The organism is Halomonas sp. A3H3, assembly GCF_000982975.1.
In the GTDB taxonomy this organism is placed as follows: Bacteria; Pseudomonadota; Gammaproteobacteria; order Pseudomonadales; family Halomonadaceae; genus Vreelandella; species Vreelandella titanicae.
Window position 1 is genome coordinate 3,941,368 of record NZ_HG423343.1, and the last position, 13,509, is coordinate 3,954,876.

At 56.1% G+C, this 13,509-nt stretch carries 10 protein-coding genes; 9 read left to right on the forward strand and 1 reads right to left on the reverse strand.

Annotation, left to right across the window (positions count from 1 at the left end; genetic code table 11):
* Positions 1-33 precede the first annotated feature (33 nt).
* Genes rnd through HALA3H3_RS17805 form a run of 4 tightly spaced genes read left to right on the forward strand, consistent with a single transcriptional unit; the run spans position 34 to position 2,559 of the window.
* Positions 34-1,167, forward strand: a complete 1,134-nt coding sequence (rnd, locus tag HALA3H3_RS17790) for a ribonuclease D (protein ID WP_022522913.1) — start codon at positions 34-36, stop codon at positions 1,165-1,167.
* Positions 1,167-1,481: a YcgL domain-containing protein gene (locus tag HALA3H3_RS17795; RefSeq protein WP_022522914.1), complete on the forward strand. Its 315-nt coding sequence runs from the start codon at positions 1,167-1,169 to the stop codon at positions 1,479-1,481. The genes rnd and HALA3H3_RS17795 overlap by 1 nt, the downstream gene beginning before the upstream one ends.
* A gap of 12 nt (positions 1,482-1,493) precedes the next feature.
* The gene (locus tag HALA3H3_RS17800) at positions 1,494-2,072 is read left to right on the forward strand and encodes an acyl carrier protein phosphodiesterase (RefSeq protein ID WP_009288012.1); all 579 of its coding nucleotides are present in this window, start codon (positions 1,494-1,496) and stop codon (positions 2,070-2,072) included.
* Positions 2,073-2,103: 31 nt separating this feature from the next.
* Entirely contained in the window at positions 2,104-2,559 is a 456-nt protein-coding gene (locus HALA3H3_RS17805; protein ID WP_041159210.1) for a YcgN family cysteine cluster protein, read from the forward strand.
* A gap of 15 nt (positions 2,560-2,574) precedes the next feature.
* Here HALA3H3_RS17805 and HALA3H3_RS17810 read toward each other — a convergent pair whose 3' ends face one another.
* Positions 2,575-4,677: a S9 family peptidase gene (locus HALA3H3_RS17810; RefSeq protein ID WP_022522916.1), complete on the reverse strand. Its 2,103-nt coding sequence runs from the start codon at positions 4,675-4,677 to the stop codon at positions 2,575-2,577.
* A gap of 62 nt (positions 4,678-4,739) precedes the next feature.
* Here HALA3H3_RS17810 and HALA3H3_RS17815 point away from each other — a divergent pair, with 62 nt between their 5' ends.
* From HALA3H3_RS17815 to HALA3H3_RS17835, 5 genes are all read left to right on the forward strand, one after another.
* Positions 4,740-5,165, forward strand: coding sequence for a hypothetical protein (locus HALA3H3_RS17815; RefSeq protein WP_022522917.1), 426 nt, complete (start codon positions 4,740-4,742; stop codon positions 5,163-5,165).
* 63 nt (positions 5,166-5,228) lie between these two features.
* Positions 5,229-6,008, forward strand: coding sequence for a class II glutamine amidotransferase (locus HALA3H3_RS17820; protein WP_027958452.1), 780 nt, complete (start codon positions 5,229-5,231; stop codon positions 6,006-6,008).
* Positions 6,009-6,220: 212 nt separating this feature from the next.
* Entirely contained in the window at positions 6,221-7,891 is a 1,671-nt protein-coding gene (locus HALA3H3_RS17825) for a long-chain-fatty-acid--CoA ligase (RefSeq protein WP_022522918.1), read from the forward strand.
* 305 nt (positions 7,892-8,196) lie between these two features.
* The gene (hrpA, locus tag HALA3H3_RS17830) at positions 8,197-12,231 is read left to right on the forward strand and encodes an ATP-dependent RNA helicase HrpA (RefSeq protein ID WP_053857033.1); all 4,035 of its coding nucleotides are present in this window, start codon (positions 8,197-8,199) and stop codon (positions 12,229-12,231) included.
* 139 nt (positions 12,232-12,370) lie between these two features.
* Positions 12,371-13,492 carry a beta-ketoacyl-ACP synthase III gene (locus tag HALA3H3_RS17835; protein ID WP_022522921.1) on the forward strand — a complete coding sequence of 374 codons (1,122 nt, stop codon included), beginning with the start codon at positions 12,371-12,373 and terminating at the stop codon, positions 13,490-13,492.
* The last annotated feature ends 17 nt before the right edge of the window (positions 13,493-13,509 follow it).

The window sequence follows — 13,509 nt, forward strand, 5'->3', positions numbered from 1 at the left end:
CAAATGCTTTAGTATTTGCGCCAACCTGGAAGAATGCTTTTGTCCTCTCTGACCCCCTCTTATCAATGGCTTGATACTCCAGAGGCGCTCGATGCAGCGTGTGAGCAAGTAGCCGATGCTTCTGTAATTGCTCTGGATACCGAGTTTTTCCGAGAGAACACGTTCTTTCCAGTGCCGGCGTTGGTTCAATTCACCGCGGGGGAAGAGGCTTATCTGATTGATCCGGTAGCCGTCCCGTGTACTGATAAATTCCGAGCCCTGCTGCAAAATAGTGCTATCAAGTTACTGCACGCCTGCAGCGAAGATCTAGAAGTCTTCCAGCACTGGGCAGGTGTATTGCCGGAACCGTTAATCGATACTCAGGTAGTACAAGGATTTTTAGGCGAAAATCCTGGAATGGGGTATCAAAAGCTGGTCGAATTTTGGGTCGGCGAAACCCTGCCTAAGGAAGAGACCCGCTCAAACTGGCTATTACGCCCGCTGTCGCCTGCGCAGTGCCAGTACGCTGCTCTGGATGTGATCTATTTGTTAAAAGCCTGGACGCTTCAGGCTGAAAAACTCGCCATGCTGGGACGGCGTGAATGGGTAGACGCTGAGTGTGCTAGCTTAATTGAACAGGCGGGCCGCAGCGTCGATAACGACCAGCAGTGGTATACCCGTCAACGCCAATTGTGGCGCTTAACGCCCCGGCAAATGGAAGCGTATCGGCTAATGACCACCTGGCGTGAAGGCGAGACACGCCGTCGTGACTTGCCGCGCAACTGGTTGATTAGCGATAAGCTGCTATTTGCGATCGCCGAAAAGATGCCCAGTAATCGCTTCGAGCTCGCTGAGGTGGAAGGCGTTAAACCGATGCTGATCAAAAAAGAGGGCGACGCACTGCTGGCAATGGTCAAACAGGCCCAGCACTGTGATGAAGAGGCGCTGCCCAAGCGTTGGCCAGACCCCATGCACCCGACGTTCAAATCACGCTTTAAAGCACTCAAGAAGGCGGTAACCGCTAAAGCTAATGACTTGGGTGTGGCACCGGAAATGCTCATGCGCCGCCGTGATATTGAAACACTGGTGATGCAGGACTTGGCAGGGGAACCTCTCACCTGGCCGACCGGTTGGCGTGGCGAATGTCTGAATGGCGCGTTGGCCCAGGCCCTTGAGGAGCGAGCATAATGAGCGACAAGCTGATTTGCGAGGTTTTTAAAAGCTCGCGTAAAGATGAAATGTATTTATATGTCGATAAGCGTCAAGGATTTGCAGACGTCCCTGCGCAATTACTTGAAACCTTCGGCAAGCCTGTACCGGTGTTTACCATGCTGTTGACCGCAGACAAAAAATTGTCACGGGTTAATGCGGCAGACGTGGTGGAAGGGATTAAAGACAAAGGGTTCTACCTGCAAATGCCGCCGCCCAAAGAGGCTTATTTGCTCGACGTGCATCGTGCCCATGTGGCTTCGCGCTCTGATGCCCGTTCTGACGAACAGTAGCGCCATCCGGCTATGAATTTTCTTGCCCATGCGTGGTTGGTGAGCGCTGGTAGCGATGATTTCCTCTACGGCAATTTAATTGCCGATGGCGTTAAGGGGCGCAATTTGGCCGATTGGCCTGCTGCTACTGCACTGGGCATTCGCCATCACCGTCGGGTGGATGCCTGGGTAGATAACCACCCTAGCGTTGTTAATGCACGGCGGCGTGCGCCAACAGGGCAGCGGCGCTATGCGGGGATAGCCCTGGATATGGTGTGGGATCATTTCCTGGCCCGTGATACGGCAGGGCAGGCGGATCAAGAAGCAATTGTTGAGCGCTGTTATCGACTGCTCTCCGCTCGTACCGCGCCGAACCGACTGGCCGGTATGATGCCGATTCTCGTCGAGCAGGACTGGCTAAGAGGCTATGCTGATTTTGCGTTTACCTGCCGGGCCGTTGCCGGGATTGGGCGGCGTTTGTCTGGCCCCAATCAGTTGGCTGCTTTAGTGCCTTGGCTGTACGACGATTATCAAGCGTTAGAGGCCGATTTCCAGACCCTATGGCCCGAACTATTGGCTGAATTAAGCCACCAAGATACACCCCCATCATAATGAGTTTTTCGTAATAATGAGCCAGGAGACGATGGAGACCGCAATGCGCGAACGTTTTTGGGAGCGCTTTACCCTCGAAGAGTTGACGCCCCAGGAGTGGGAAGCGTTATGCGATGGCTGTGGGCAGTGCTGCCTGCTAAAGTTGCACGACGAGGATACTCAGGAGTTAGCAGTACTGAACGTTGCTTGTCGCTTGCTGGATATTCACAGCTGTCAGTGCAGCGATTATGCGAACCGCTTTGAAACCGTTCCCGACTGCACCCAACTGACGCCTGCCTTGGTTAAAGAGTTCACCTGGCTGCCGCAGAGCTGTGGTTACCGGCGGGTGGCTGAAGGGCGCAAGTTGGCGGGTTGGCATCCGCTGTTAAGCAATGATGCCGAGCGGGTTCACCGCAAAGGCGTCAGCGTACGCAGCTTTGCGGTGTCCCAAGATGAGGTGCCCGAGCAGCAATTGGAGTCGCATATTATTGCCGTGCTGCCGATGTAGTTCCCTTTTAGCACTTTACTCAGCAGTTGAAGGTGCTGGCGAGTGCAGTCCCAGCGCCCAGAGGATAAACGCGTCTTGGCGGGCGGTATCGCGCCACGCTTTGAACCGACCGGATGCGCCGCCGTGGCCACTGCTCATATCGGTACGCATCAGAATCGGCGCTGACCCCAGCTGCTGTTGTGCCACCTGGGCATAAAATTTGGCGGGCTCCCAGTAGCTGACCCGGGTATCGAACCAACTGCCCTCAATCCACAGGGCGGGGTATGACTGCGCTTTAATATTATCGATAGGCGAGTAAGCGGCTATTCGCTCGGCGACCTCTGGTTCTTCAGGGTTGCCCCACTCGCTGTACTCCGCGGTCGTCAGAGGCAGCTCCGGGTTCTGCATCGTGCGCAGCACGTCTAAGAAGGGCACGTCTAGCAGAGCGGCGCAAAACTTTTCCGGGGCACGATTAATGCAGGTGCCGACCAGCAGCCCTCCAGCGCTGGCGCCATAGGCCGCTATGCGCTGTGAATCACTGACACCCTGCTCCACAAGCGCTTCCCGGGCGGCCAGGAAATCGTTAAAGCTGTTCTCCTTGTGGGCCATCTTGCCGTTTAAATACCAGGGTTCGCCGCGCTCGCCGCCGCCACGCACATGAGCAACGGCAAAGGCCGCACCGCGCTCGAGCAGTTCCAGCCGGGCGATCGAGAACCAGGGGTCGAGAGCCTCACCGTAAGCGCCGTAGCCATACAGCAGCGTGGGTAAGGGCTGATCCGCCAGGTCGGCGCGCATCACCACCGATACGGGCACTTGCTCGCCATCGCTGCTGGTTGCCCAAAGGCGGCGGCTGACTAGCTGTTCAGGCTGTAAGTTGCCGTAAACAGGTACCCGCTTCAGTAGCGTCCGTTCGCCACTGGTTAGATCGAGTGAAAACCAGCTGGGCGGCTGGGTAAACGACTCTTCGCGAAGGCGCACTACCTGGGTATCGAAGTGCGGGGCATCTTCAAGCATCTGCGAACAGGGTTGTTCAGGCAGTGCCAGGGTCTCATCCAGGGTGCAGCTATGCTGGGCATCGAAAAGTAAACGCCGCAAACGCACTTGCGCCTGGGCATGGTCGCGCTCAGCCAGCATCAGCCCCCAAGAGAACGCATCAACGCCTTCCAGGGTGGCTTCTTCACGGTGGGCGATTAACGTTTGCCAATTCAATTGGGGCTGACCAAGCTGACTTTCGGGCAGAAAGTCGAGCTGGAAGTGAGCACCTGCCTGGTTATGCAGGCGGTAAAAGCTGCCTGGTCGGTGATCAATGCTGTACTCAACCCCCGCCTGGCGCTGCTGAATACACAGCGGGGCTGAATCAGGAGAGTGAGCGGCCAATAGGTGAATTTCACTGGTGTCTTTTGAGCCGCTTTCTAGCAGCAGCCACGACCGCGAGCGCGTTTTGCCAATACCGAGCCAAAACTCAGGATCCTCTTCCCGTAGCACCAATACTGGCTCATTTGCAGCATCAGGCTCCATCAGTGAAAGCGCAAGCCGCCAAACGCTGTCTGGGCGCTGAGTGTCGTCAAACCGCGTGAACAGCAGCGTCGCTGTAGTGGCAGTTTGATCTTCTGCCCAGCAAAGCCCCGCACCAATATCGCTTAATAGTTGCACGGGCGTTCCGTTAGGCAGCGCTTTCAGCCACAGAGTAAAATGCTCGTCGCCTTGAGTATCTTCTGTCCAGGCCAACCACTGCTCATCGGGTGACAGCGCCATATCGCCCATGTCGTAAAAGTCTTGCTCGGCGGCACGGGCTCTAACGTCGAAAAAGCATTCCTGTTGTTCAGGCTGGCGATTGGGGTGGCGCCACCAGCAGGGGTAATCATCTTCGGCACTGGTTTCGTTCCAGAACGTGAAGTGGTCAAGCGTTGTCTTAAGGCTGGTCACGGCTAATTCGCGGCGCGCCAGGTGGCTCTGGTATAACGCTTCCTCCAGCGGGGCAAGCGGGGCAAACCAATCGGCTTGTTGCTGGTTGGCGGCCTCTAAAAAGGCACTGACCTGTGGGTCATCGCGCTCTTCTAACCAGTGCCATTGCGGGTCATTAGCGCGATAATAGCGTGCAGCGGGTAAGCCTGAAGGTATGCCTTGCTGTGCTTTCATAAATTGATAGGTACCATAACGGGAAATCAACGTCGGGTGAGTTCACCCATATGAGGGGTATTATGCTGTTTGCAAATTCAACGCCACTACTGTGGTTGAGTTATTACGGGCTGTCGCTGTTAGTGATTGTCGCGGTCTATTTTGCGTTCACTTTTCTGCCTCGCTTGCCACGTCTTGTGCTGACCTGGATGGTGGCAGGGGCAATATGGGCACCCGCCACTTTCCGGCTGCCGTTAATAGAAGAGGGTGAATTCTATACCGGTTGGGCACCTTCGGCGATGGTGGCGGCGGTTGGGTTTTTAGAAAACAACGGCGCAGCACTTCGTGGCGGGCTAATGTGGCTGGTGTTGGGGATGGCATTAGGCGCGCTGATTGGCGTTGCTCTGTGGTGGTGGCGCCGTCCTGGGGACGATGAGTATGTCGCCCAGGAAGAAGAGAGTGCCGATGAAAGCGAATCACCACGCCGTCGCGAACCGGTGATTGGTTAATGCCTGTGTTTAGGTTCCATGCTTTTGCAGAGAGCGCCGGGTGTCTATGTATTGGTAAAGCGTATGTGTGAACTGCTGGGTATGAGCGCCAATGTGCCCACCGATATCTGTTTTAGCTTTTCGGGCTTTTTGCATCGCGGTGGGGGCACCGGCCCTCATCGCGATGGTTGGGGAATTGCCTTCTACGAAGAGGGCGGTTACCGCGATTTTCGCGACCCCCATCCCTCCGTCGATTCCCCTATCGCCCGGCTAATTTGCGATTACCCGATTAAGTCCAATGTGGTGATCAGTCACATTCGCCAGGCCAACGTGGGGGGCGTAAAGCTTGCCAATACCCACCCTTTCACGCGCGAAATGTGGGGGCGACCCTGGTGTTATGCTCACAATGGGCAATTAAGTGGCTGGGAGCGTTTAGCGTTAGGAAACTACACCCCGGTTGGCAGCACCGATAGCGAGTACGCCTACTGCTGGTTAATGGGGGAGATTCGCCGTGAATTTCCTTGCCCGCCAGCAGATCCCACAACGCTGTGGGAGCGCTTGCACCAGCTATGTGAGCAGCTAAGAGCGCTGGGCGTGTTCAATATGCTGCTCTCCGATGGCGGCTATTTATATACATTTTGCGCCACGAAGCTTGCACATATTACCCGCTGCGCGCCCTTCGGCGAGGCGGAACTCTCCGACGCCGAGATGACGGTGAATTTTGCCGAACATACCACGCCTGACGACATCGTTTCAGTGATTGCCACTGAACCGCTCACGCACAATGAAGCTTGGCAGCGCATGGTGCCGGGTGAGCTATTGGTCTGGCGCGATGGAGAAATTCAGGCGCGTTACTGTCCATAAAGAAACGATCTACTAAATTGGAATGAGGGACGCAGCAGAAAATCAAGTGAGCCCGACTATGGGCTAAAGTTGAAACGTCAGTTTCAATCGATCGTTTTACAGCCTGTTAGAGGTCGTATATCGTTGGGCTTCTTAACCTATTTTTTCAGATAGAGCCTAGCGACAACAACAAGGTCGGTGACTTACGCCGACGCCAATAGCGGAGATTGCCCATGAGCGAACACGCCAACGCCGCCGTTTTACGTGGCCCAGCGCTTGAAGGGTTGGATCAGTACGATTCAGTCACGGATGTTTTTCATAACGCAGTAACACGCTTTAAGGACAAGCCAGCTTTTTCCTGTATGGGAAAAACGCTCTCTTTCGCTGATCTTGACCGCCTCTCTGCAGACTTTGCTGCATGGCTACAGCATGAAACCGACCTCGTTCCCGGTGATCGTATCGCCATCCAGTTGCCCAACGTACTGCAGTTTCCTGTGGCGGTATTCGGTGCACTGCGCGCAGGCTTGGTAGTGGTCAACACCAACCCGCTATATACCGAGCGGGAAATGGCCAACCAGTTCAAGGATTCCAACGCTAAAGCCATTGTGATTTTGGCCAATATGGCGGACAAGCTGGAGAAAGTGCTCGATAAAACAGATATCAAGCATGTGCTCGTCACCCAGCTAGCTGACTTGCACGATGTGCCCAAGCGCTGGTTAATCAATGCAGTGGTCAAGCACGTTAAGAAAATGGTGCCTGCTTATTCACTGCCCAGTGCGGTTGGCTTCCGTGATGCGCTAAAAAAAGGTGCCTCGCTAAGTCATACCGAGGTCAAGAGGAGCCACGACGATTTAGCCGCGCTTCAATATACCGGTGGCACCACGGGTATGCCAAAAGGCGCAATGCTGACCCATCGCAATCTCATCGCCAATATGCTGCAAGCGCGGGAAGCGATTGGTACTCATCTGACCGATGGCGAAGAGCTGGTTATCGCACCGCTACCGGTTTATCACATCTATACCTTTACGGTTAACTGCCTGTTCCTAATGGAAACCGGTAACCACTCTTTGCTGATCACTAATCCTCGCGACCTGGATGGTTTTATCAAAGAGCTCAAGGGGCTGCCCTTTAGCGCTTTTATCGGCCTCAATACGCTGTTTAATGCGCTATGTAATCGCGACGATTTCAAGCAGCTCGATTTTTCCAAATTGAAGCTGACGATCTCCGGCGGCATGGCGCTGACCAAAGCAGCGGCGCAGCGTTGGGAAAAAACCACCGGTTGCCCAATTGCCGAGGGGTATGGTCTGACCGAGACTTCTCCCATTGTTAGCTTCAACCCGACCGATTCGATCCAACTGGGCACTATCGGTAAGCCCGTGGCGGGCACCGCGGTAAAAGTCGTCGACGCCGATGGCAACGACATGGCATTGGGCGAGCCGGGAGAACTGTGCGTGCAAGGGCCACAGGTGATGAAAGGCTACTGGCAGCGTGAAGATGAAACCCGTGACGCCATCGATGAGGATGGCTGGTTTCGCACCGGCGACATCGCTGTGCTGCAGGATGATGGCTATATCCGCATCGTTGATCGCAAAAAAGATATGATCCTGGTTTCTGGCTTTAATGTTTATCCCAACGAAGTTGAAGATGTGGTGGCAGCCCACCCGGATGTGCTTGAGTCTGCCGCGGTCGGTGTGCCAGATGAAAATGCTGGCGAAGCCATCAAGCTGTTTGTGGTAAGTAAAAATGACCAGCTAGATGAAAAAACACTACGCGACTGGTGCAAAAAAGAGCTCACTGGCTACAAAGTGCCGAAATTCATAGAGTTTCGCGATGAGCTGCCCAAAACCAACGTGGGTAAAGTACTCCGCCGTCAGCTGCGTGACGAAGAGCCCTCAAAAACGTAATCAGATAGCCATTAATAAACACTCGATTAGCGGGCGAGGGCAGGTTGTAACAAGGGTCTTTCGCCATGGCCGGAAAATATTCCTGACAATTCCGGCATTTCCGCCATCCATGGCGGTCAGATGGCGAAAGTAGCGCCCACGGATGGGTTCACAGCGCCCTTGTGGAAACCTGGGCTCGCCCGCTTCCTGCTTGCTTTGTGGTTAGGCGTCGCGGAGCTGAAAGCGTTACACTATACGACCCGCTCAATTGAGCGGGTTGATTTTTTATATCTGTTATTAATATCTCTTGTTAAATGCCCAAGCGAATGGAAGCCGACTCAATCGTGACCACCGACACATCCCCAGCCCCCACCGATAGTCAACGTCTTGCGTCGCTGAAACAGGCCGCGGGCGATGTGATGCTGCGCGATGCAGAGCGGCTGGAGCGCCGGCTGGCTGGTTTAAACCGTCGCCTACGTGATAGCAAACCGATTAGCCGTGGCTTGGACGAGGTGCAGCGCGAGCTTGGTCGTGCCCAGCAGCAGCTCAGTCAGCGCGAAAGCCAAAAGGTCGCCTTCAATTACCCGCCAGAATTGCCGGTGGTCGAACGCCGGGAGGATATTGTCAACGCCATCCGCGATCATCAGGTCGTGGTGGTGGCGGGGGAGACCGGCTCAGGCAAAACCACCCAGCTGCCTAAAATGTGTTTGGAACTGGGCCGAGGCCGCCGTGGCTTAATTGGCCACACCCAACCGCGTCGCTTGGCTGCCCGCAGTGTCGCCAGTCGCCTGGCGGAAGAGCTGGAAGTCTCTCTGGGCGAGCAGGTGGGCTATCAGGTGCGCTTCACCGACCAGAGCAGCCCGACGACCCTGGTCAAACTGATGACCGACGGGATTTTGCTGGCCGAGACCCAGCATGATCCGCTGCTGCTGCGTTACGACACCATCATTATTGATGAAGCCCACGAGCGCAGCCTGAATATCGACTTTCTACTCGGCTACCTCAAACGTTTGCTCCCCAAGCGGCCCGATCTAAAAGTCATCATTACCTCGGCGACTATCGACGTGGAGCGCTTTGCCAAACACTTCGGCACCACCAAGACGCCTGCACCGGTGGTGGAAGTCACCGGGCGCACCTACCCCGTTGAAGTACACTACCGGCCGCTGGTGCGCGATGAGGACGATGAAGAAGACCGCACGCTGCAAGAGGGCATTCTGCACGCGGTGGAAGAGATTGAAGCCGTTGAGCGTGAAAAAGGCTGGTTGCATGGCCCTCGTGATGTGCTGGTGTTTTTACCTGGTGAGCGCGAAATTCGTGAAACCGCCGATACCCTGCGCCGCGCCGAGCTGAAAGGCACTGAAATCCTGCCACTCTACGCGAGACTCTCCAACGAAGAGCAGAACCGTGTGTTTGCTCCGCACCGTGGCAGGCGCATTGTACTCGCCACCAACGTCGCGGAAACGTCGCTGACCGTGCCTGGGATTCGCTACGTGATTGACCCTGGCCTCGTGCGTATCAGCCGCTATAGCTACCGTTCCAAGATCCAGCGACTGCCGGTAGAAGCGGTTAGCCAGGCCAGCGCCAACCAGCGTAAAGGGCGCTGTGGGCGGATTGCCGAAGGCGTGTGCATTCGCCTCTACAGCGAAGAGGATTTCCTATCCCGGCCCGGCTTTACCGACCCGGAAATCCAGCGCACCAACCTTGCCTCGGTGATTCTCTCGATGCTGGGGCTCAAGCTCGGCGATATCGAGGCCTTTCCGTTTGTTGATCCACCGGATAGCCGCTTTGTTAAAGACGGCTTTCGACTGCTGTTCGAGCTGGGGGCGGTGGACGACAAGCAGCGCCTTTCTCCGCTTGGGCGTAAGCTGGCGCGGCTGCCGATTGACCCGCGCTTGGCGCGAATGGTGTTGGCGGGTGCCGAATTCGGCAGCCTTCGCGATGTGCTGATCGTCGTCTCGGCTCTAGCCATCCAAGACCCCCGCGACCGACCGGCGGATAAGCGCCAGGCGGCCGACCAAGCTCACCAGCGCTGGCATGATCCGGATTCCGATTTTGTCGCCTTGCTGAACCTTTGGCACGGCATTGAGAATGCCCGTGAGGCGCTTTCAGGTAATCAACTGCGCCGCTGGTGCCGCGAGCACTACATCAACTACCTGCGCATGCGCGAATGGCACGACACCTTCCGCCAACTGCGCCAACTGCTGCGCGATATGGATATCGACGTGCCCGCGCCGCCGCCCCGTAATGAAGACGAGAGCGAAGAACAGGCGCGTCAAACGCGGCGTAAAACGTCGGGCAAGGTGCATCAGGCGCTACTCTCGGGGCTGCTCTCTAATCTGGGGACGTTGGTGGAGAACCGCGAGTATCTCGGCGCCCGCAATCGCAAGTTTATGATTCATCCAGGCTCAGGGTTGGCCAAGAAGTCGCCCAAGTGGATCATGGCGTTCGAGATGGTGGAAACCTCCAAGCTGTTTGCCCGCACCGTGGCCAAAATCGATCCCCAGTGGATTGAACCCCAGGCGCAGCACCTGGTTAAACGCAGCTACAGCGAACCGCATTGGGAAATGAAGCGCGCCCAGGTAGTGGCCTTTGAACAGGTCACGCTGTTTGGTCTGCCGATTGTGGCGCGGCGCAAGGTACATTACGGGCCAATCGCGCCCCAGGAGTCCCGGGAGCTGTTTATTCGCCGTGCGCTGGTGGAAGGGGAATTTCACACCAAAGGTGCCTTCTTTGCTCATAACCGCGCGTTGATCGACGAAGTCGAAGCGCTGGAAGATCGCGCTCGGCGGCGAGATATTCTGGTCGATGAAGACACGCTCTATGACTTTTACGACCAGCGGATCCCGGCGGAGATAGTCAACGGCAAGGGCTTTGAGCACTGGCGCAAGCAGGCCGAGCAGCAAGAGCCACAATTACTGCATTTCGATATTGATTCACTTAAAGCGCGCGACGCGGAGGACGTTACCCAGGCGCAGTATCCTGATCATTTGATTCTGGCGGGCGTCGCGTATCCGGTAAGCTACCACTTTGACCCCGAAGCCGAGGATGACGGTGTTACCCTGACCGTTCCCGCTGCAATGTTGCCCCAGGTGCCGGTGCATGCTCTGGAGTGGTTGGTACCTGGGCTGCTGCGTGAAAAGTGTATTGCGCTTCTGAAGTCACTGCCGAAAAGCATCCGCCGCCAGGTGGTGCCGATTCCTGATTGGGTGGATGCGGCGCTGGAAACCCTGGTGCCCGATCAGCGCCCGTTAACCGAGGCCTTGGGGGAGTTCATTCGCCGCCGTACATCGACGCGGGTGCATCCCGACGACTGGCGCCTCGACGTGCTCGAACCGCATCTGATCATGAATATTCGCGTGGTCGATCACGCGGGCGAAACCTTAGGGCAGGGGCGCGATCTGCGTGCTTTAGAGCAGCGCTTTGAAGCGGCAGCCAGCGCAGGCGCCCAGGCACTGGCTGAACAGGTTAGCCAAGAGCCCGCTGTGGCCGGGCTACCCAAGACGCCGCTGCCCGCTTCGCGCGTTACCACCCAGGCAGGTATTCGCGTAGAGGCGTATCCTGCCCTGGTCGCTGAAAGCAGGATTGCGAAAACCAGCGGTCTTGACGCCAGCGAGTTCAAGGTGGCGTTGTTTGATCACCCTGCAAAAGCTGACGCTGCCCACCAGGAGGGCATCGCTCGGCTGGCAATTGCCAAGCTACCTGAACAGGTTAAAGCGATTAAACAACTGCCGGGTGTTGAGAAGTGCGCGCTACTGTTCGCCAAAGTGGGTAGTAAACAAGCTTTGATCGACGATCTGCTGCTTGCGGTGTTTACCCAGGTGATTGCTCAGCACCCCCTGCCGCGCTCGGAAGGCGAGTTTAGCCAGCGACTAAACGCTACTCAGGGTCAGCTTGTAGACGAAGCGAAAGCACTGCTGGTACGCGTAGAGGCCGCGCTAAAAGGGCATCTGGCGGTCAGTAAGGTGCTCAAAGGGAAGCTTAATTTTGCTCTGGCGCTGGTGTATAGCGATGTTAGCGCGCAGATGCAGCGTCTGGTCTATCCAGGCTTTATTCGCGATGCGGGCGCTTGGCTGGACGAATACCCGCGCTACACCGAGGCGGCGCTCATTCGGCTTGAAAAAGCCGCCCGTGAGCGCGGTCGCGATCAAATGATGATGCAAGATGTCCAGGCATTAGAGGCCCGTTTTGATGCCCGCCGCGAAAGCGAGCGACGCGGGCGGGTGGAAGACCCTGAATTGGTCGCTTTTGGCTGGTGGTTACAAGAGCTTAGAGTGTCGCTATTCGCGCAGCAGTTGGGGACGAGTATGGTGGTGTCGGTAAAACGACTGGAAAAACGCTGGCAAGAGATCACTAGCGTTTAGCCGTGGTTGGAAAAAGTTGTTGAAAAAAGTTGCTGGAAAAACCGCTATTTTACGCACACAGTAACGTGATGGGTTCGCCGTAAGTCGCACGCTATATAGATGGCCGGTCACGTCGGCAAGCCGCTTAGAGGAGATTGGCATGACACATGTGGTGATTACCGGTACAGGTCTCTATACACCGGAACACGCCATTGATAATGCGGCCCTGGTGGCGGCATTTAATGCTTGGGTAGACAGCGAGAATGAACAGCATGCCGGAGCCATTGCGCGCGGCGAGCGCGAACCGCTGGCACATTCAAGCAGCGAATTTATCGAAAAAGCCTCCGGTATTAAGAGCCGCTATGTGCTCGATGCAGCTGGGATCCTTGACCCACAGCGTATGCGGCCTAAACTTCCGCAGCGGGGCAATGACGAACCCTCTATTCAGTGCGAGATGGCGACCGCTGCCGCGCGGCAGGCGCTGGCCGCTGCCAAGGTAGAAGCTGCTGACATCGAGCTGGTGATCGTGGCCTGCTCAAACCTGGAGCGTGCCTACCCCGCTATGGCGGTCGAGGTGCAGCAGGCCTTGGGCACAAGTGGCTACGGGTTCGATATGAATGTGGCCTGTAGTTCAGCGACGTTTGCTTTGGAAACGGCTGCCAACGCCATAGCCTCCGGCAGTGTGAAGCGTGCCCTGGTGGTCAATCCGGAAATTTGCTCGGCGCACCTCAACTTTCGAGACCGTGACAGCCACTTCATTTTCGGCGATGCTTGTACCGCTGTGGTACTAGAAAATAGCGCTATTGCGGTGGCCGATGAGCAGTTTGAAATTCTTGGCACGCGTCTGGTTACCCAGTTTTCCAACGCGATCCGTAATAATGCAGGGTTCCTTAACCGCGTAACGGACAGTGACCCACTCGCCTTGGATAAGCTGTTTGTGCAGGAAGGGCGTCGGGTGTTTAGAGAAGTTTGCCCGATGGTGGCTAAATTGATCACCGATCATTTGGCCTCCTTAGAGTTGGCCGGTGGCGATCTGAAGTGCATGTGGCTACACCAGGCTAACCGGCATATGAACGATTTGATTGCCCGCAAAGTATTGGGCTATGACCCGAGTGAAACACAGGCGCCGATTATTTTGGATCGTTACGCCAACACCAGTTCAGCGGGTTCTATCATCGCCTTTCACCTCCATCGCGAGGCGCTTGTGGAGGGCGATATTGGCGTGATTTGCTCCTTTGGAGCAGGTTATAGCGCGGGCAGTGTGGTTATTCGTCGTTTGTAGATGTCTGTATAAGGTGC

Bases quoted from the DNA above. Each gene is read 5' to 3' on its own strand.
- rnd (WP_022522913.1), top strand. From the start codon at position 34: ATGCTTTTGTCCTCTCTGACCCCCTCTTATCAATGGCTTGATACTCCA.
- HALA3H3_RS17795 (WP_022522914.1), top strand. From the start codon at position 1,167: ATGAGCGACAAGCTGATTTGCGAGGTTTTTAAAAGCTCGCGTAAAGAT.
- HALA3H3_RS17800 (WP_009288012.1), top strand. From the start codon at position 1,494: ATGAATTTTCTTGCCCATGCGTGGTTGGTGAGCGCTGGTAGCGATGAT.
- HALA3H3_RS17805 (WP_041159210.1), top strand. From the start codon at position 2,104: ATGGAGACCGCAATGCGCGAACGTTTTTGGGAGCGCTTTACCCTCGAA.
- HALA3H3_RS17810 (WP_022522916.1), bottom strand. From the start codon at position 4,677: ATGAAAGCACAGCAAGGCATACCTTCAGGCTTACCCGCTGCACGCTAT.
- HALA3H3_RS17815 (WP_022522917.1), top strand. From the start codon at position 4,740: ATGCTGTTTGCAAATTCAACGCCACTACTGTGGTTGAGTTATTACGGG.
- HALA3H3_RS17820 (WP_027958452.1), top strand. From the start codon at position 5,229: ATGTGTGAACTGCTGGGTATGAGCGCCAATGTGCCCACCGATATCTGT.
- HALA3H3_RS17825 (WP_022522918.1), top strand. From the start codon at position 6,221: ATGAGCGAACACGCCAACGCCGCCGTTTTACGTGGCCCAGCGCTTGAA.
- hrpA (WP_053857033.1), top strand. From the start codon at position 8,197: ATGGAAGCCGACTCAATCGTGACCACCGACACATCCCCAGCCCCCACC.
- HALA3H3_RS17835 (WP_022522921.1), top strand. From the start codon at position 12,371: ATGACACATGTGGTGATTACCGGTACAGGTCTCTATACACCGGAACAC.